Source organism: Rhizorhabdus histidinilytica (assembly GCF_900167915.1).
Taxonomy (GTDB): domain Bacteria; phylum Pseudomonadota; class Alphaproteobacteria; order Sphingomonadales; family Sphingomonadaceae; genus Rhizorhabdus; species Rhizorhabdus histidinilytica.
Map to the genome: position 1 here is coordinate 41,836 of NZ_FUYM01000001.1, position 18,063 is coordinate 59,898.

Here is an 18,063-nt window from a genome sequence, read left to right on the forward strand (position 1 = left end):
CGTCATCCTGAACTTGTTTCAGGCGCCACCGCGCCACAGGGCATGGCTAAGAGGATGATGGGTGGATGCTGAAGCGAGTTCAGCAGGACGGTTATGGACGGGAGCTGTGGATCGTGACGGCCGGGCTCCTCCTCACCGCCTGCGGGTCGGCCGGCGACGCGGTCGCCGGGACCCGGCCGATCGACTGCCGCCTCGCCGAGGCCAGGGGCTTCGAGCAGATCTGCACGGTCGAGCGGACGGAGAGCCCCGAGGGGCCGGTCCTGGTCGCGCGGGGGCCCGACGGCGGGTTCCGTCGGCTGCTGATCGTCAGGGACGGGCGGGGCGTGATCGCGGCCGACGGTGCCGAGCCGGTCGAGGTGCGGCCGGCGGGCGGCGGCCATGTCGACGTGACGGCGGGCGGCATGGTCTATCGCCTGCCCGCGAAGGTGGCGGCATGAACGGCCGGCCGATCCTCACCGCCGCCGAGACGCGGGCCGCCGAGGAGGCGGTGTTCGCGACCGGTGTCAGCGTCGAGCAGGCGATGAAAGCCGCCGGCGGCGTGGTTGCCGAGGCGGCGTGGCGCTATGCAGGCCGGGTGCCGACGCTGGTGCTGTGCGGCCCGGGCAATAATGGCGGCGACGGCTATGTGATCGCACGGTTGCTCAAGGCGCGCGGGCTCAAGGTCCGGGTCGCCGCGAGCGGGGAGCCGAAGACCGACGCCGCCCGCGCCATGCGGGCCCGATGGGACGGGCCGGTCGAGCCGCTGGCCGAGGCTGCGCCCGCGCCGCTGCTGATCGACGCGCTGTTCGGCACCGGCCTCACGCGGCCGCTCGATCCGCCGATCGCCGGGCCGCTCGAACGGCTGGCCAGGGCGGCACGGCTGCGGATCGCCGTCGACCTGCCGAGCGGGGTGGGGACCGACGACGGCGCGCTGCTCGGCCCCGGCGTCGCCTATGAGATGACGGTCGCGTTGGCGGTGCTCAAGCCCGCCCACCGGCTCCAGCCCGCGGCGGCGTTGATGGGCCGGTTGGTGCTCGGTGACATCGACATTTCGGGCGTATCGAAGCTGGTCGAGATCGGCCGCCCGCACCTGCCGGCGCCGGGTCCCGCCGACCATAAATATACACGCGGCCATGTCGTCGTCGCCGAAGGCGCGATGCCGGGCGCGGCCCTGCTCTCCGCCATGGCGGCGCAGCGCGGCGGCGCGGGCTATATTACATTGGTGGGCAAGGCGACCGGGCTGGGCGGTCCCGCCGCGATCGTGCGCCGCGATGCGCCGCTCGGCGACGTCCTCGCCGACGACCGGGTCGGTGCGGCACTGGTCGGGCCGGGGCTCGGCCGCGATGCCGTGGCGCGGTCGCTGCTCGATGTCGCGCTGGGGGCGGGCAGGCCGCTGGTGCTCGACGCCGACGCGCTGGTGCTGCTCGTGGGCAGCGGCGCGTTGCCGGGCATGCCGGTGCTGACTCCGCACGAAGGCGAGTTCGCCAGGCTGTTCGGTGCGCTGCCGGGCAGCCGGATCGACCGCGCCCGCACGGCGGCGGAGCGGTCGCGGGCGGTGGTCGTGCTCAAGGGGCCCGATACGGTGGTGGCCGCTCCCGATGGCCGTGCGGCGATCGCGGCGCCCGCGCCGGGCTGGCTCGCCACCGCCGGGACCGGCGACGTACTCGCCGGGCTGATCGCCGCGAACCGGGCGCGGGGGCTCCATCCCTTCGACGCCGCCTGCGCGGGCGTGTGGCTTCATGGCTGCGCCGCCGGGCTGGCGGGGCCGGGACTGATCGCCGACGATCTGATCGCGCATCTGCCGCGGGCGCTGGAGGCCTGCCTGTGAGCGACGAGGAGGTGAAGGACTGGGAGCCGATCGTCCGCATCGCGGCGCGCGGTGAGGGGATCACCGCCGACGGCCGCCACTCGCCGCTGTCGGCGCCGGGCGACCTGCTCGGGCTCGACGGCAGCCTGCAGTGGGGGCCGCACCACATCGAGCCGCCCTGCCGCCATTTTCCCAAATGCGGCGGCTGCCAGCTCCAGCAGGTCGACGACGAATCCTACGCGGCCTTTCTCGGCCAGCGGATTACCGGCGCGCTCGCCCAGCAGAAGATCGATGCGCCGCCGCTCACGCCCGCTGCGCTGTCCGCGCCCGAGACCCGTCGCCGCGCTTCATTCCGTGCGGAGCGGCAGGGCAAGCGGATGCTGCTCGGCTTCAACGAGGCGCAGAGTCACCATATCGTCGATATCCGGATGTGCGCCGTGCTCCATCCGACGCTGTTCGCGCTGGTCGATCCGCTCCGCCGGCTGCTTCACCCGATGCTGCGCGACCGGCGGGCGGCGGGGGTGCAGATGACACTGGTCGACCAAGGCGTCGACCTGCTGCTCGAAAAGGTCGAGGTCGAGGGGCTCGCCGCGATCGAGGCGCTCAACGAATTCGCGCAAGCACATGGCCTCGCGCGTTTGTCGGTCGACGACGGCTATGGTCCGCAGCCGCGCTGGGAGCCCGAGCCGGCGACCGTGACGCTGGGCGGCGTCGCGGTGCCTTTTCCGGCGGGCGGCTTCCTCCAGGCGACCGCCGAGGGCGAGGCGGCGTTGCTCGCCGAGGTCGAGGAGATCGTCGGCGACGCCCGGCTGGTCGCCGATCTCTTCGCCGGGCTCGGCACCTTCACGTTGCCGCTGGCCCGGACCCGGCGCGTCTATGCGGCCGAAGGTGCGCGTGACGCGGTGCTGGGGCTGAAGGCGGCGGCCGACCGCAGCCAGCGGATGATCGGCGTCGACCATCGCGACCTGTTCCGCCGGCCGCTCGACGTTGCCGAGCTCGACCGCTTCGACGCGGTCGTGCTCGATCCGCCACGCGCGGGCGCCAAGGAACAGATGCCCGCGCTCGCCGCCACGGCGAAGGTGCGGCGGATCGCCTATGCCTCGTGCAACCCCTCCACCTTCGCTCGCGACGCACGGATGCTGGTCGAGGGCGGCTGGCGGCTGGAACGGATCACCCCCGTCGGCCAGTTCCGCTGGTCGACCCATGCGGAACTGGTGGCGGCGTTCGCACGGTAAGACAAGCTAAGCATCGTGCGTTTAATTTGAGGGACCTGCGTTCGCTCATCCTGAGAGGCTGACCGGAAAGTGCCCGCTCGCCCTGAGGAAGCATTGAGCTAGTCGAAATGCTGTCTCGAAGGGGGTTCGAGGTTGGAAATGTCCTTCGAGATGGGCCTTCGCCAGGCTCAGTCCCTCCTCAGGATGAGCGGTAAGGCACTTTCCGGTCAGACTCTCAGGATGAGCGGGTCAGATAAAAAGCTCGATGTTCTAGAGCGGCGTCAGGTGGCCGGGCCGCCGAACAGCAGCAGAGCGGCGCGCAGGCTCAGTACGAACAGGACCAGCGACGCCGCGACGAAGATCGCGAAGCGCAGCATCACCAGGTTCACCGTCGCCTGGACGAGGCTGTGGACGACCCGCAGCGCGACGTAGATCCACGCCAGGGTCGCGTTGAGACCGCCGCCCGCGGCGAGCAGGGAGAGGATGATCGCGACCGCGTAGAAGATGGTCGGCTGCTCGTGGAGATGGTTGTAGTTGTCGGCCTTCCAGCGGACCCGCGCCGGCAGCTTGTCCATGAATTCGCCGGTCGGCCGGCTGGGGTCGTAGACGATCCCGCCCTTGATCATTGCCGGGATGCGCGTGGCGTAGAGCCACGTCCACATCACGAACGTCCACAGAACCAGCGCGATCACCGCGCACAATATCGGCGTATGCATGCGATCCTCCCTCTCCCCGGCCGGCCGCATCGCGGCCGAAACCTTGCATCAACTACCATATTGCTTCGACCAAAGGCGGAACGATTCCGAATTTCCCTGGGCCGGTGCGTATCTTTGCTGAGTGCGTGGCCAAGGGTGCCATGCGATAAGCGATGCATGTACCAGTCGCTTATCTATGTCAGTCGCAGCAGGCTTGAATTGCCGTCCCAGGCGGCGGAGATCGACCGGATCGTAGCAGGTTCGATCATTCGCAACGGTCGCCTGGGGGTGCGCGGCGCGCTGATCTTCACCGAGCGTCATTTCGCCCAGATATTGGAAGGCCCGTCGGGCGCGATCGCCGAACTGATGGGCAGCATCCGTCGCGATCCGCGGCACGAGGCGGTGACGGTGATCGAGGACAAGGCGATCGACGGCTATCGCTTCCCCGACTGGAGCCTCGCCTATTGGGGCGATGCCAGCTACATGGATCAGCATGTCGCGCGGGTGCTCGACAAGGCCGACGCGCTCAGCCGAACCCAGCAGACCGCTAATCTCTACGAATTGCTACAGAAATTGTCGCAGGCCAGCCACGATCAGGACCGCCCGATCGGACGGCCCTCGTCGCACTGAGGGGACTTCTCCATCTCCCCGTCATTCCCGCGAAGCGGGAATGACGGAGGAGGGGGGCGATCGCCCGAAAGGGCGCTGCTCAAATCAGTCGAACAGCTTGCCCCAGGCGCGCTTGGCGCGGGTCTTCCAATGGCCGCGATGATAGGCGTCGGACGCCAGCAGCGGGATCACGGAGCCCGCTTCCGCGAACACCATCTGCTCGATGCCGGTGTTGACCTTGCCCCAGCTCGCCGCCTCCTGGAGGGTCGAGGAGGAGCAGGCGCCGTCGCGCACGTCGGCGACGGTGATCTGCACGGCATATTTGTGCACCTCGACATCGTCATGGCCGAGGATCTCGGCGCAGACGACGGTATCCTGGATGAAGTTCTTAGGCACGCCGCCGCCGATCATCAGCAGGCCGCTGGTGCCCGCCTTGATCTTGATGTCGGTCAGCTCGCGGAAGTCGGCGATCGCGTCGAGCACCATATAGGGTCGGCCCGCCTTCATGCAGTCGACCTGGTGCTTGACCAGGCCGAAGCCGGCCGAGCTGTCGACGAACGCCGGGCAGAAGATCGGCACGTCATGCTCGTAAGCGAGCTTGACGAGGCTGTTCTCCTTCTTGCCGTGCTCGACCAGATACTTGCCCATCTCGCGGATGAAGGCGCGGCTCGAATAGGGGCGGGGCTCCAGCGCGTTGGCGATCTTGTAGATCGTGTGGTCGCAGTCCTGGAGCTGCTCCTCGTCGATATAGGTGTCGTAGATGCGGTCGATCAGCAGCGAGCGCAGCGTGTCGTCGTCGGGCACTTCGAGCGCCTGGTAATGCTTGTGGCCGAGGCCTTCGAAGAAATCCATGTCGACGATCGAGGCGCCGGTCGCGACGACCGCGTCGACCATGCCCGAGCGGACCAGCTCGGCATAGGCGTCCATGCAGCCGCCGGCCGAGGTCGAGCCCGCGACCACCAGGAAGATGGTGCAGTCCGGATCCTGGAGCATCTGGTTGTAGATGCCCGTGGCACGGGCGAGGTCGCGGCTGGTGAAGCTCATCTTGCCCATCGCGTCGATGATCGGGCGCGCGTCGAAGCTCTTGATGTCGATATGCTCGACGGTGGTCGAGAGCAGCTCGGCCTTGCGCGTGTCGTTCACAGTGGCGTCGTTCATGATGGTCTCCGGAAATCCAAACGGCCGTCATCCCAGCGAAAGCTGGGATCTCCCTACCTGGCGACAAGATCAGGGAGATTCCAGCTTCCGCTGGAATGACGGAATTATGTGCTGGGCTGCCCTTACAGCTTGATGACGTTCGACGAAACCGCCTCGCGCACATCGTCCTGCTGGACGTAGAGCGTCGCCATCGGCTCGTCCTCGACGATCACGCGCGCGCCGGCGGTGAAACCGTTGAAACCGGTCCGCATCGCGCAGCCATAGGCGCCGAGCATGCCGATCTCGATATAGTCGCCGGGGCCGACGTCGGCAGGCAGCATGAACGGGCCGGCCATGCGATCCATGTCGTCGCAGGTCGGACCGTAGAAGCTGAAGCCGATGTCGCGGGCCGGCGATTCCGGTTCGCGCAGCAGCTTCACCGGGAAGCGCCAGCCGATATGCGCCGCATCGAACAGCGCGCCATAGGCGCCGTCGTTGATGTAGAGCTCGTCATCGCGGCGGCGCTCGACGCGCACCAGCAGGCTCGCATATTCGGCGCACAGCGCGCGGCCGGGCTCGCACCACAGCTCGGACGAATAGCTGACCGGCAGGCTTTCGAACGCCTGGTGGATCGCGCCGAAATAGGCCTCGAGCGCGGGCGGCTCCATGTCCGGATAGACCGAGGGGAAACCGCCGCCCACGTCGATCACGTCGACGGTGACCGCCGCCGAGACGATCGCCGCGCGGACGCGCTCCATCGCCTGGACATAGGCCGACGGGCTCATCGCCTGGCTGCCGACGTGGAAGCAGATGCCGAGCGCGTCGGCGACCTGCCGGGTGCGTTGCAGCAGCTCCTTGGCGTCGGCCTGCTCGACCCCGAATTTCGAGGCGAGGCTGAGCTTCGACAGCTCCGACGAAACACGCATGCGGACGCACAGGGTCAGGTCGGCCGCGCCATCGGTGGCGCGGACGATCTTCTCCAGCTCCTCGATCGAATCGAGCGAGAAGGTGCGGACGCCATAGTCGAAATAGGCCTCGGCGATCGCTTCCTCGGCCTTGACCGGGTGCATGAAGCACAACGTCGCTTCCGGCGCGATGCCTGCGACGAGGCGTACCTCGGCGATCGACGCCACGTCGAAATGGGTGATTCCGTTCTCCCAGAGGATCTGGATGAGCTCGGGCGACGGATTCGCCTTGACCGCATACATCGAACGGCCCTGGAACTTCTCGACGAAGAACCGGGCGGCCCGCGCTGCGGCGTGGGGACGAAGGAGCGTTACCGGCTGGACCGGTCGAAGGGCGGTAGCTAGCCCCAGCGCGCTATGGTGCTTGTGCAACTCAAGGGACCTCCGGGTGTAACGTTGGCAAGAAAGCTGCCTTGCGGTGGAAGTCCCATGGGGCAGCGGAGGCGCGGATATATGGTGCGCTGACCTTGATGTAAAGTTTCCATCTTCGGCCCTGTCGCCGACGATGGTCCCGTGGTCCGGAAAACGGGCGGATTCCGGGGTAGGGCGTTGATCCGCATAGGGAGAATTCCGGGTGCCGGAGGCTGCGAATCGGCGCGGCGGCTTGCCTTTGGCGCGCGGCTATGGCTTGCCTGCGCCATGTACGGGACGAGACGGTAGCGGCGATGGCCGGGCATCATCATCATGCGGGCCATGGCCACGATCACGGGCATGCCCATGGGCCGCGCGAATATGGCCGCGCCTTCGCGATTGGCATCGTCCTGAACCTGGCCTTCGTCGCGGTCGAAGGCGCGGCGGGGCTATGGGCGGGATCGCTCGCGCTGGTCGCCGATGCCGGGCACAACCTGTCCGACGTGCTCGGCCTGCTGATGGCCTGGGCCGCCTATGCGCTGTCGAAGCGACCGGCGAGCGCGCGCTATACCTATGGCCTGCGCGGATCGTCGATCCTCGCGGCGCTGTTCAACGCGATCCTGCTGCTGTTCGCCTGCGGGGCGATAGCGCTGGGCGCGGTCCAGCGTTTCTTCGAGCCGGCGCCGGTGCAGAGCGGGGCGATGATGGCCGTCGCGGCGGTCGGCATCGTCATCAACCTGGGCACCGCGCTGCTCTTCCTGCGCGGCAGCCATGACGATCTCAACATCCGCGGCGCCTTTCTCCACATGGCGGCCGATGCGGCGGTGTCGGCGGGCGTTGTCGCCGCCGGCTTCCTGGTGCTCCAGACCGGCCTGCTGTGGATCGATCCGGCGATCAGCCTGGTCATCGTCGTGGTGATCGTGGCGGGCACCTGGGGCCTGTTCCGCGACTCGCTGGTGATGTCGCTGCAGGGGGTGCCGGGCGGGATCGACAGCGCCGCCGTTACCGCACGCCTCGGTGGCCTGCCAGGTGTGGAGGCGGTCCACCACGTCCACATCTGGCCGACCAGCACGACCGAGGTGGCGCTGACCGCGCATCTCGTCATGCCCGGCGGGAGCGGGGACGACGCCTTCCTCGCCGCCACCGCCAAGCTGGTGAAGGCCGAATTCGGCATCGGCCACGCGACCTTCCAGATCGAGCGCGGCGAATGCGCCGACGGCCAGCCCGACTGCTCGCCCGGCCAGGAGCAGGCGCACGGCCATGACCATGACCATGTTCACGATCACGGCCCCGGTCACGGCCACCAGCATCGTCATTGAGGACCCGCATGACCCGTCCCGCGCTCGTCCACCTGATCGCCGCCGTCCGGCCCAACTTCATGAAGATCGCGCCGCTGTGGCATGCGCTGAAGGCGGCCGGGGACTTCCGCCCGCTGATCGTCCACACCGGCCAGCATTATGACGCGGCGATGTCCGACGACATCTTCGCCGACCTGGGCCTGCCCGCGCCCGACCATCATCTCGGCATCGGGTCGGGCACTCATGCCGAGCAGACCGGCCGGGTGATGATCGCCTATGAGAAGCTGGCGATGGAGGAGCGGCCCGACTGGCTGATCGTCGCCGGCGACGTCAACTCGACCGCCGCGACGTCGATGGCGGCGGGCAAGCTCCGCATCCCGATCGTCCATCTCGAAGCGGGCCTGCGCAGCCGCGACCGTGACATGCCGGAGGAGCTCAACCGGCTCGTCACCGACGTGCTTGCCGACGTGCTGTGGACGCCGTCGCCCGACGCCGACGCCAATCTCCGCGCCGAGGGCATCCCGGAGGAGCGGATCACCCGCGTCGGCAACATCATGATGGACAGCTACGAGCTGGTCCGCCCCGCGATCCTGGCCGATGGCTACCCGGCCGAGCTCGGCCTCGCGCCGGGCGGTTATGGCGTGGTGACGCTGCACCGGCCGTCCAATGTCGACGTGTCCGAGCAGCTCGACCGGCTGAGCGAGGCATTGATCGCGGTGCAGGCGCACCTGCCGCTGGTCTTCCCGGTCCATCCGCGCACCCGCCAGAGGCTTGGCGATACGGGCGCCGCGCGGCTGGAGGCGGCTGGCATCCGGCTGGTCGGCCCCGCCGCCTATGTCCGCTTCATGAGCCTCGTCGCCGGGGCGGCGGCGGTGATCACCGATTCAGGCGGCATCCAGGAAGAGACGACCTATCTCGGCATCCCCTGCCTGACGCTGCGCGAGAATACCGAGCGGCCGATCACGATCACCGAGGGCACCGCCCAGCTCGTCAATGCGGGCAACCTGCTCGAACGGCTGCTGTCGGCGCTCGCCCAGCCGAAGCAGGACCGCAAGCGCCCCGACCTGTGGGACGGCCGCACCGCCCAACGCTGCGTCGAGGACCTGCGCCGGCGGACCGCGGCGCGAGGGTAGGCTTCCCGATCGCCATCCCGGCGAAAGCCGGATGACGGGTGATGATTGCCGATGAAGTGGTGGATTTCGCCAACATGTGGTGGATGAATTGCCACCTTGGCAGGTATTAATTTCCATAAATCACTGAAAAATCAGAATAATCCAAACTGGCACGGCTTGTGCTGAAAGGAGGCCATGGATGCGGGCGAAGGGCCCGCCAGGGATTTGGGACGAAACGAGATGCAGCACGATCAGACCGCGGTCTTCTGGCGCCACGACACTTTCCTCGGCGTGTGCGAGGCGCTTGGCCAGGATTTCGGTTTCCATCCGAACTGGCTGCGGGTCGCGTTCGCGCTCGGCCTGCTGCCCAGCCCGACGATCACCCTCAGCCTCTATCTGGGCCTGGGCGTGCTCGTCGCGGTGTCGCGCTTCGCCTTTCCCGCGGGCCGCAAGGCCGTCGTCGAAGCCGCGCCGGCCCCCGTCGCAGACAATGACGCGGCGTCGGTCGAGCTGGCCGCCGCCGCCTGACCGGCCGGCCGGGACCGGGGCGCGAAGATGCGGTTGAGCCGGGCGACCCATAGCTCGTCGATCCGCGCCACCCCGGCCGCGACCATGAGGATCACCGTCATCGACAGGAAGAAGGCAGCGATCACCGGCACCGGGCGATGGCCGAGCGCGAGCATCATCTGACTGCCGATCGCCGATTGCAGCGGCACGTGGACCACGTAGATGGCGAAGGACAGCCGACCGATCTGATGCCCGATCCACCAATCGGCTTCGCGCAGCCGGGCCAGCCCGCGCATCCCCAGCAGCAGTGCGGTCGCGCCGATGCCGTGGACCAGCCAGTCCAGCCGCTGCACCTGCGTCCACATCCAGTCATCGGCGACCATCGAGGGCGGGATCGACTTGAAGGTCGAACCGAGCAGCAGCCCGGCCGCGATCAGCGCGGCGGCGATTGCCGGGCGGATGTCGGCGGGCCGGTCGAGCAGATATTTGGTCACATAGACGGTCGTCACGCAGATCGCGCACAGCGCGTGGATCTTGAGCGCGGCGATGGCGAGGACGGTGATCAGCACCGCATCGACCGTCGGCCGCCGCCGCGCCCCGACGATCATTGCGCTCAGCAGGGCAAGCAGGCTGCCGAACAGCTCGTACTTCATCGTCCACAGCGCCGAATTGTATTGGCTGACCCCGCTCGCGAAGAGATGCAGCGCGTCCTTCGCCGCGCCTCCCAGGCTGGGATCGGGCCAAGGCGCCCAATATTTGATGCCGCCGCTGCGATCGAGCCATTCCGATCCGCTGACCTGCGCCGCCTCCTGCGTCGGCAGCAGCCCGGCGGCGAACAGCAGGAAGGGCAGCAGCGTACCGATCAGGGTGAGCGGCAGCAGGCGGGGCAGGCGCTTCGCCATCGCGGTCAGCGCGCGGCTGCGCGGCGTGCCGGAGACGAGGCCCTTGGTCAGCACGAAGCTCGACAGCACGAAGAAGATCGCGACCATGAAATGACCGTTGACGATCGCCAGCAGGAAGGGGCGCTCGGCGATCAGCCCGGCATGGTCCATCGCCATGGGCGCGCGGCCCGGCGGGACATAGGCGAGCAGGAAATGGTAGAGCGCGACCGCCAGCGCGGCATAGCCGCGGAGCATGTCGACATCACGATATTTCGCAGGCGCACGTCGGGGCACTTCCCGGCTCCATAGGCGGTTCGCGACGGGGGCGGCCAGCCGATAGCGCGAAGCGGCGGCGAAGGCGCGGCCATCGGGACGGGACGGGCAGAAAACGCCGTGAACGCGGTCGCGGCGCCGTCGTGATCGGCTAAGATGCCGGCCGGGGGCAGCAGCATGGAGACCGTCCGACCCGATGCGCCCGATCGACCCCGCCACGCTCGCCGGCCAGCATTTCGACACCGTTGTCGTCGGATCGGGATTCGGTGCGGCCTTCTTCGTCCACAAGCTGCTCGAACGGCGGCCGGGCAGGGTCCTGATCGTCGAATGGGGCCGGTACCACCCGCATGACTGGCAGGTGGCGCACGGCATGAACAGCGCGCTGTCCGCCGACCGGACCTATCGATCCGACAGCGCCAAGCCCTGGCATTACACGGTCGCGCTGGGCGGCGGCACCAATTGCTGGTTCGGCCAGGCACCGCGCTTCCACCCGTCCGACTTCAAGCTGCGCAGCCGCTACGGCGTCGGCAACGACTGGCCGATCGACTATGACGAGCTCGAACCCTATTATGGCGAGGCCGAGGCGATCATGGCGATCTCCGGCGATCCCGACATGACCGCGATCTTCCCGCGCTCGACCCCCTATCCGCAGCCGCCGCACCACCTGACCACGCCCGACCGGATCATGAAGAAGGCGCAGCCCAAGGCGCATTTCGCGATGCCGACCGCGCGGGCGCGGGTGGCGACCGAGCAGCGCCCGGCCTGCTGCGCCTCCTTCACCTGCCAGCGCTGCCCGGCCGATGCCAAGTTCACCGCCAACAACGGCCTGATGCCGACGTTCGGCGACGAACGCGTCACCGTCGCGCTGCAATCGAAGGCGCTCCGCTACGAAGGCGCCGGCAACAGCATCGGCGCGCTGGTGTTCGAACATGCCGGCAAGCCTTATCGGGTGACGGGCGACCTGTTCGTGCTCGGTGCCAACGCGATCCAGAGCCCCGCGATCCTGCAGCGCTCGTCGATGGGTGGCGGGCTGACGGGCAAGGGGCTGCACGAGAGCCTCGGTGCCCATGTCGAGGTGCTGCTCGACGGCATGAACGGCTTCGACGGCAGCACGATCACCACCGGTCTCAACTTCGGCCTCTACGATGGCGGCCACCGCAGCGAATATGGCGCCGCGCTGGTCTATTTCGAGAATCGCTGGACCCACGGCCTGCGCGCCGAGAAGGGACGCTGGCGGCAGAGCGTGCCGCTGATGATCGTGACCGAGGACCTGCTGGAGGATCGCAACCACGTCACCGTCGACGGCAAGGGCGAGGCGGTGGTCACCTTCGTGGCGCCGTCCGATTATGCCGAGCGCGGACAGGTCGAGGCCTTCGCCAAGCTGCCCCGACTGCTCGAACCGCTCCCGGTCGAGGACATCGTCTTCCGCTCGCGGCGGCCGACCGAGTCGCATCTTCAGGGCACGTTGCGGATGGGCGAGGACCCGGCGACGTCGGTGATCGATTCCCGGATGATCCATCACCGCTGGCGCAACCTGGTCGTGGTCGGCAGCTCGGCCTTCCCGACCTGTTCCTGCGCCAATCCCAGCCTCACGGTCGCCGCGCTGTCGCTGCGCGCGGCGGCGATGGTTTGAAGATGGTTGGAAGCTGTACGGAGCATTGGGACGTGGCGAGGAGGAACCCATGACGGTCACCGCAAGCCGCCGCACCATCCTGGCCGCCGGTGCCGTCGGCGCGCTGGCCGTCGCGGGCGGCGGGGCGATCGCGATCGGCGCCTCGGGCCGCGAGGAACTCGTGCGGTCGGTGCTCCGCCGGCTGGTCGGGCCGTTCGTGATGGCCGATGCCGATTTCGGCCGGATGGTCGCTGCGATCGATCGGCGCACCGGCTTCCCACAGGGTTACAAGCTGCGCCTCGTTTCCGCGCTCGAACGATCGGGCTGGGCGGACGCGGCAATGGCGCAGGCGCCCGCCGGTATCCGCGAGGATTTCGAGATGCTCGAACGATCGATCCTGACCGAGTTCGTGACCAAGACGAGCTTCCTGCAAGGCGAGACGCCCGGCAAGGCACCGGTCGTCTATCTTGGGCCGCAGCCCTGTTCGAGCCCGTTCGCCGATTTCAGCATGACGTGATGGATGCGCCTGTCGGCGCATGGCGGCTCCAATCCCATTTTATGGCTGACCGGCGCCTCCTTTCGGGTCTATGGGGCTCGCATTAGGGCAGACCAGCGGAGCCGGGGCAATGACCGTCATCATCAAGGAAGCCGACCTGATCGAGAGCATCGCCGATGCCCTCCAGTACATCAGCTATTATCACCCGATGGACTATATCAAGGCGCTCGGCGCGGCCTATGAGGCCGAGCAGGGGCCGGCCGCGAAAGACGCGATTGCGCAGATCCTGACCAATAGCCGGATGTGTGCCGAGGGGCATCGGCCGATCTGCCAGGATACCGGCATCGTCACCGTCTTCATCAAATGGGGCCAGCAGTGCATGCTGGACTCGGAGAAGAGCCTGCAGGAGGTCGTCGACGAGGGCGTCCGCCGCGCCTATCTCCACCCCGAGAACCGGCTGCGCGCCTCGATCCTGAAGGATCCCGCCTTCAGCCGCGTCAACACCAAGGACAACACGCCGTCGGTGATGAACGTCGAGATGGTGCCGGGGCACCATGTCGAGGTCGCGGTCGCGGCCAAGGGCGGCGGTTCGGAGAACAAGTCGAAATTCGCGATGCTCAACCCGTCGGAGTCGATCGTCGACTGGGTGCTCGAGATGATCCCGAAGATGGGCGCCGGCTGGTGTCCGCCCGGCATGCTTGGCATCGGCATCGGCGGCACCGCCGAGAAGGCGATGACGATGGCCAAGGAGTCGCTGATGGGCGACATCGACATGGCCCAGCTCAAGGCGCGCGGGCCGCAGAACGACATCGAGAAGCTGCGCATCGAGATCTTCGACAAGGTCAACGCGCTCGGGATCGGCGCGCAGGGCCTTGGCGGTCTGTCGACCATCCTCGACGTGAAGATCATGGACTATCCGACCCACGCGGCGTCGAAGCCGGTGGCGATGATCCCGAACTGCGCGGCGACCCGCCATGCGCATTTCCACCTCGACGGATCCGGTCCGGCCTATCTCGACCCGCCGAGCCTCGACGAGTGGCCCAAGGTCGAATGGGCGCCGTCGAAGGAGTCGATCCGTGTCGACCTCGACACGCTGACGCCCGAGGTGGTGGCGAGCTGGAAGCCGGGCGACCGCCTGCTGCTCAACGGCAAGATGCTCACCGGCCGCGACGCCGCGCACAAGCGCATCCAGGACATGCTCGCCAGGGGCGAGGAGCTGCCGGTCGATTTCAAGGGCCGGGTGATCTACTATGTCGGTCCGGTCGATCCGGTGCGCGACGAGGTCGTCGGTCCGGCGGGCCCGACCACCGCGACGCGGATGGACAAGTTCACCGAGATGATGCTCGACCAGACCGGCCTGATCGCGATGGTCGGCAAGGCCGAGCGCGGCCCGGCCGCGATCGAGGCGATCCGCAAGCACAAGGCCGCCTATCTGATGGCGGTGGGCGGCGCCGCCTATCTGGTCGCGCGCGCGATCAAGGGCGCCAAGGTCGTCGGCTTCGCCGACCTTGGCATGGAGGCGATCTACGAGTTCGAGGTGAAGGACATGCCGGTTACCGTCGCGGTCGACGCGACCGGCGAGAGCGTCCACCACACCGCCCCGCTCGTCTGGCGCGAGAAGATCGCGCGGGAGAAGCTGCTCGAAAACGCCTGATCCCGAGCGTCGCCCCGGCGGAGGCCGGGGCGACGCTTTTCAGGCGGGCCAGGCGAAGGTGAGGCGGGTCTCGCCCGTCGCCGCGCCGTCCGCGTCGAAGCGGCGCTCGAGGAACAGGCCGCGCCCCTCGCGGTCGATCGCGATGATCGAGCTGCAGCGCGTCCCGTAGACCGGATCGAGGATGAAGATCGGGCTGTGGTTCGGCTCGCGCGGCACGTCCGAGGGCGTCGCGGGATCGAGGCCGATGTCGGGCAGACGTTCCTCGCGCAGCGGGCCGAACAGCCGCTCGGGCTTGTCGGCCGGGCCGGTCAGCCAGTCGAGCAGCGCCGATTTGAGCCGCATCGTCTTGGGCCAGGGCTCGTCGAGCCGGCCGTTGGACAGGCCGTAGAGGCCGGGAGCGAGCGCGGTGCGCAGCGGTTCCGGCCGGTTGCTCAGGAAATGCGCCCGATCGCGATCGAGCGCGATCAGGTTGACCGGGTTGTAGGCATCGATCGCGACGCTCTCCGGATCGTCGCCGTCGAGCAGGCCGGTGACCAACGCGCCGCGCGAAGGGCGGCCGGGCTCGGGCAGGCCGAAGCCGCGCAGGTTGGTGACGACGACGCAGCGACCCGCTTCGGAAACGCCGAGCCAGGTGCCGCCCGATTGCAGGTCCCGCCCGGCGATCAGCGCGGGCCGATCCTCCCAGCGGGCGAGCGGCGCGGCCGGGCGGCGATGATATTCGTCGCGATTGCCGGCCAGCACCAGCCGCCAGTGCGGATGGGCGTTCCAGGCGAGGGCGACGACGCACATGGTCAGGCGCCGCGCGTCGGCCGCCGTCCGCCGGGCCAGCGCGTCTCCGGCACGAAGAAGGTCGTCACCAACGCCACCGCCATGCAGCCGGTGACGTACCAGAAGAAGGCGGATTCGATGCCCGCCGCCTTGAAGCCGAGCGCGACCGATTCCGCGGTGCCGCCGAAGATCGCCTGGCTGACCGCATAGGGCAGGCCGACGCCGAGCGCGCGGACGTGCGGCGGGAACAGCTCGGCTTTCACCACCGCGCTGGTCGCGCTCGATCCGGAGATGATCAGATAGGCGACGCAGAGCAGCAGGAACGCCCCCAGCCCGCTGGTGGCGGCGCCGAGCGCGGTGAACAGCGGCACGGTCGCGACGATCCCGCCGATCCAGCACCAGTAGAGCAGCGGCTTGCGTCCGATCCGGTCGGACAGCGCGCCGAGCATCGGCTGGATGACGATGTAGAAGATCAGCGCGCCCGAGCAGATCAGCGAGGTCAGGTCCTTGGCGAAGCCCGCGCTCGCGACCAGATATTTCTGCATATAGGTGGTGAAGGCGTAGAAGCTGACATTGCTGCCGATCGACAGGCCGAACACCAGCGCCACCTGCTTCGGCTGCTCGCGCAGCAGGGCGACGAGGCCGCCCTTGCGCCGCTCACCCGCCGTCTCCTCGATGAAGTCCGGCGTCTCGTCGATCCCGCGCCGCAGCCAGAAGACGCTGATCGCCAGCACCGCGCCGGTCGCGAAGGCGAGCCGCCAGCCCCAGGCTTCGAGCTGCGCCTCGTCGAGGAACAGGAATTGCAGCGCGACCAGCAGGCCGAGCGCGAGGAGCTGGCCCGCGATCAGCGTGACATATTGGAAGCTCGACCAGAAGCCGCGCCGGTCGGGCGGGGCGATCTCGGTCAGGTAGGTCGCCGCGGTGCCGAACTCGCCGCCCAGGCTCAGCCCCTGCGCCATGCGCGCGAAGGTGAGCAGCAGCGGCGCCCAGATACCGATCGAGGCATAGGTGGGCGCGCAGGTGATGATCAGCGATCCTGCGCACATCAGCGTGATCGACCAGGTGAGAGCGGCCTTGCGCCCGTAGCGGTCGGCCAGGATGCCGAGCAGCCAGCCGCCGAGCGGGCGCATCAGGAAGCCGATCGCGAAGACGATGCTGGTCGACAGGAGCTGCGCGGTGGGATCGGCCTCGGGAAAGAAGCTCTTCGCGAAATAGAGCGAGAAGGCCGAATAGATGTACCAGTCGTACCACTCGACGAGGTTGCCGAGCGATCCGCCGATCACCGAGCGGACGGCGTGACGGGGGCGGGCGGCGGCGCTCAATATAGTCCCAGGCCGTTCACCTCGACCTCGTCGAGGGCGATGCCGAAGACGAAGTTGAGGCGCAGGCGGTAGGCCTTGGCGCTCTCGATGTCGGCCTCGACCGCCTGGTCGCCCGCGCGGCGGCTATAGTGGCGGTCGGTGAGCGCGGCGAAGCCGGTCGGCAGGCACAGGCTGACGATCGTCAGGGTGGTGAAGCGCGTGTCGGGCCGGGTCGCGGTCCAGTGGTTCGCCATCTCCAGGTCGGACGGTGCGACCTCGTCGAGTGTGAAGCTGTATTGTGGATGCCAGTCGGCCCCCGGTTCACTTTGGCGTTCGAGCATCCAGTCGTGGCGCTCGTGCCGGGAGAGGCGGAAGGTTGCGCCGTCGGGCGCGGTCGCGGCCGATCCGTCGGCGAGCGGCATCGGCGGGGTGTAGCTGCCGCCGAAGCCGGCGTCGGCGATCCAGTCCTGACCGTCGATCCGGACCAGGTTGAGCGTGTGGGTGCGCGGCGGCGTCTCCTCTGTCGCCATCAGCCAGACGCGCGCGAGCAACGGCCGCGCCTCGAAGCCGAGCGCGTGGAGCGCGCGCAGGAACAGGCTGTTCTGCTCGAAGCAATAGCCGCCGCGCCGGCGGTGGACGAGCTTGTCGAAGACATGGGCGGGATCGATGCTGATCCCACGACCGAGCGTCACGTCGAGATTCTCGAACGGGATGGTCAGACGCTGCCCGCGCTGGATCGCGGCGAGGCCGTCGGCATCGGCGGCGGGCGGCGCCTTCGTCGCGATGCGAGCGAGATAGGCGTCGAGATCGAAGGGAGGGGTCATTTCTTGCAGGTTCCGATGCGTCGTCCGGTGCCGGTGGTCTCGATCCTGACCGGTTCGCCTTCCTTGGTGCCGGTCGACAGCGTGGAGATCGCGTAGCCGTCGGCGGTGTAGCTGCCCTTCGACGCGACCAGCAGCCCTTCGGGGAAGCGCTTGTTGGTGCAGAAGGTGTCGTACACCAGCTTGCCGCCCGCCATCGAGAAGCGTCGCAGCTTGCAGACGGCTGCATCGTCCTGGGTCAGCAGCGCCTCGGGTCGCGCGGCAAGCTCGGCGGCGCTGTGGCAGCTGCGGCGGGTGCGGTTGCCGGCGAACATCTTGATCACCCATTGCGGAACCCCCGGCACGTCGGCGCTGACGGTCACCGTCCGATGCTCCCATTGGCCGGGTGAGAAGCTGTCGGCGAGCGCCGGAGCCGCGCCGGTCAGCAGCAGGAAGGCGAGGATGGCCGGGGGACGGCCGATGATGCTGACGCCCCTGCGAAACCTGTCGTTCATTCCGGCATTTCTCCCTGTCGCGGGCGATCCTTAACGCCTGGCGACCAGGGTTCAAGCGCCAGCCCGTCGGGCGCGGGCGATTTCGATCG

At 68.3% G+C, this 18,063-nt stretch carries 17 protein-coding genes and 1 pseudogene; 10 read left to right on the forward strand and 8 right to left on the reverse strand.

Translation table 11 applies throughout. The features are described from left to right. Positions 1-65: 65 nt before the first annotated feature. The 3 genes from B5X82_RS00200 to B5X82_RS00210 are packed head-to-tail and all read left to right on the forward strand — an operon-like array spanning position 66 to position 3,021. Positions 66-437: a hypothetical protein gene (locus B5X82_RS00200; protein WP_079646041.1), complete on the forward strand. Its 372-nt coding sequence runs from the start codon at positions 66-68 to the stop codon at positions 435-437. Further along, the gene (locus B5X82_RS00205; protein ID WP_079646042.1) at positions 434-1,807 is read left to right on the forward strand and encodes an NAD(P)H-hydrate dehydratase; all 1,374 of its coding nucleotides are present in this window, start codon (positions 434-436) and stop codon (positions 1,805-1,807) included. Before B5X82_RS00200 ends, B5X82_RS00205 begins: the two co-directional genes overlap by 4 nt. After that, on the forward strand, positions 1,804-3,021 hold the full coding sequence (locus B5X82_RS00210) for a class I SAM-dependent RNA methyltransferase (RefSeq protein ID WP_079646043.1): 1,218 nt from the start codon (positions 1,804-1,806) through the stop codon (positions 3,019-3,021). The genes B5X82_RS00205 and B5X82_RS00210 overlap by 4 nt, the downstream gene beginning before the upstream one ends. Positions 3,022-3,281: 260 nt before the next feature. Here B5X82_RS00210 and B5X82_RS00215 read toward each other — a convergent pair whose 3' ends face one another. Then, positions 3,282-3,716, reverse strand: coding sequence for an MAPEG family protein (locus B5X82_RS00215; protein ID WP_079646044.1), 435 nt, complete (start codon positions 3,714-3,716; stop codon positions 3,282-3,284). 156 nt (positions 3,717-3,872) lie between these two features. Between B5X82_RS00215 and B5X82_RS00220 the strand changes: the two genes are divergently transcribed. Further along, positions 3,873-4,325 carry a BLUF domain-containing protein gene (locus B5X82_RS00220; RefSeq protein ID WP_079646045.1) on the forward strand — a complete coding sequence of 151 codons (453 nt, stop codon included), beginning with the start codon at positions 3,873-3,875 and terminating at the stop codon, positions 4,323-4,325. 84 nt (positions 4,326-4,409) lie between these two features. On the opposite strand, the gene B5X82_RS00225 is transcribed toward B5X82_RS00220, so the two are convergent. Together B5X82_RS00225 and B5X82_RS00230 are read right to left on the reverse strand one after the other, a co-directional pair. Next, positions 4,410-5,462 carry a 1,9-bis(guanidino)-5-aza-nonane synthase gene (locus B5X82_RS00225; protein WP_079646046.1) on the reverse strand — a complete coding sequence of 351 codons (1,053 nt, stop codon included), beginning with the start codon at positions 5,460-5,462 and terminating at the stop codon, positions 4,410-4,412. Positions 5,463-5,584: 122 nt separating this feature from the next. Next, a complete protein-coding gene (locus B5X82_RS00230; RefSeq protein WP_079646047.1) occupies positions 5,585-6,778 on the reverse strand; it encodes a type III PLP-dependent enzyme in 1,194 nt (397 codons plus the stop codon). Positions 6,779-7,071: 293 nt separating this feature from the next. Here B5X82_RS00230 and B5X82_RS00235 point away from each other — a divergent pair, with 293 nt between their 5' ends. From B5X82_RS00235 to B5X82_RS26995, 3 genes and pseudogenes are all read left to right on the forward strand, one after another. After that, the gene (locus B5X82_RS00235) at positions 7,072-8,076 is read left to right on the forward strand and encodes a cation diffusion facilitator family transporter (protein ID WP_079646048.1); all 1,005 of its coding nucleotides are present in this window, start codon (positions 7,072-7,074) and stop codon (positions 8,074-8,076) included. An 8-nt stretch (positions 8,077-8,084) separates the two neighbouring features. Further along, a complete protein-coding gene (gene wecB / locus B5X82_RS00240; protein ID WP_079646049.1) occupies positions 8,085-9,188 on the forward strand; it encodes a non-hydrolyzing UDP-N-acetylglucosamine 2-epimerase in 1,104 nt (367 codons plus the stop codon). 219 nt (positions 9,189-9,407) lie between these two features. Then, positions 9,408-9,524, forward strand: a pseudogene (locus tag B5X82_RS26995) (PspC domain-containing protein); the annotation flags it as partial. A gap of 35 nt (positions 9,525-9,559) precedes the next feature. Here the strand turns inward: B5X82_RS26995 and B5X82_RS00245 are convergent. After that, positions 9,560-10,849: an acyltransferase family protein gene (locus B5X82_RS00245; protein WP_235862560.1), complete on the reverse strand. Its 1,290-nt coding sequence runs from the start codon at positions 10,847-10,849 to the stop codon at positions 9,560-9,562. Positions 10,850-11,024: 175 nt separating this feature from the next. Between B5X82_RS00245 and B5X82_RS00250 the strand changes: the two genes are divergently transcribed. The 3 genes from B5X82_RS00250 to B5X82_RS00260 all read left to right on the forward strand — a co-directional run bounded on the left by B5X82_RS00250 (position 11,025) and on the right by B5X82_RS00260 (position 14,590). Continuing rightward, positions 11,025-12,461: a GMC oxidoreductase gene (locus B5X82_RS00250; protein WP_079646051.1), complete on the forward strand. Its 1,437-nt coding sequence runs from the start codon at positions 11,025-11,027 to the stop codon at positions 12,459-12,461. Between the two features lie 49 nt (positions 12,462-12,510). Then, positions 12,511-12,957 (forward strand): hypothetical protein, encoded by a 447-nt coding sequence (locus B5X82_RS00255; protein WP_079646052.1) that lies wholly within the window; start codon positions 12,511-12,513, stop codon positions 12,955-12,957. A 109-nt stretch (positions 12,958-13,066) separates the two neighbouring features. Continuing rightward, positions 13,067-14,590 (forward strand): fumarate hydratase, encoded by a 1,524-nt coding sequence (locus tag B5X82_RS00260; RefSeq protein ID WP_079646053.1) that lies wholly within the window; start codon positions 13,067-13,069, stop codon positions 14,588-14,590. Positions 14,591-14,629: 39 nt separating this feature from the next. On the opposite strand, the gene B5X82_RS00265 is transcribed toward B5X82_RS00260, so the two are convergent. The 4 genes from B5X82_RS00265 to B5X82_RS00280 are packed head-to-tail and all read right to left on the reverse strand — an operon-like array spanning position 14,630 to position 17,974. Further along, positions 14,630-15,379: an NRDE family protein gene (locus B5X82_RS00265; RefSeq protein WP_079646054.1), complete on the reverse strand. Its 750-nt coding sequence runs from the start codon at positions 15,377-15,379 to the stop codon at positions 14,630-14,632. 2 nt (positions 15,380-15,381) lie between these two features. Beyond that, positions 15,382-16,680, reverse strand: coding sequence for an MFS transporter (locus tag B5X82_RS00270; RefSeq protein WP_079646055.1), 1,299 nt, complete (start codon positions 16,678-16,680; stop codon positions 15,382-15,384). Next, entirely contained in the window at positions 16,677-17,483 is an 807-nt protein-coding gene (locus tag B5X82_RS00275) for an arylamine N-acetyltransferase family protein (RefSeq protein ID WP_079646056.1), read from the reverse strand. The genes B5X82_RS00270 and B5X82_RS00275 overlap by 4 nt, the downstream gene beginning before the upstream one ends. Further along, positions 17,480-17,974, reverse strand: coding sequence for a DUF3617 domain-containing protein (locus B5X82_RS00280; RefSeq protein WP_079646057.1), 495 nt, complete (start codon positions 17,972-17,974; stop codon positions 17,480-17,482). Before B5X82_RS00280 ends, B5X82_RS00275 begins: the two co-directional genes overlap by 4 nt. Positions 17,975-18,063 lie beyond the last annotated feature (89 nt).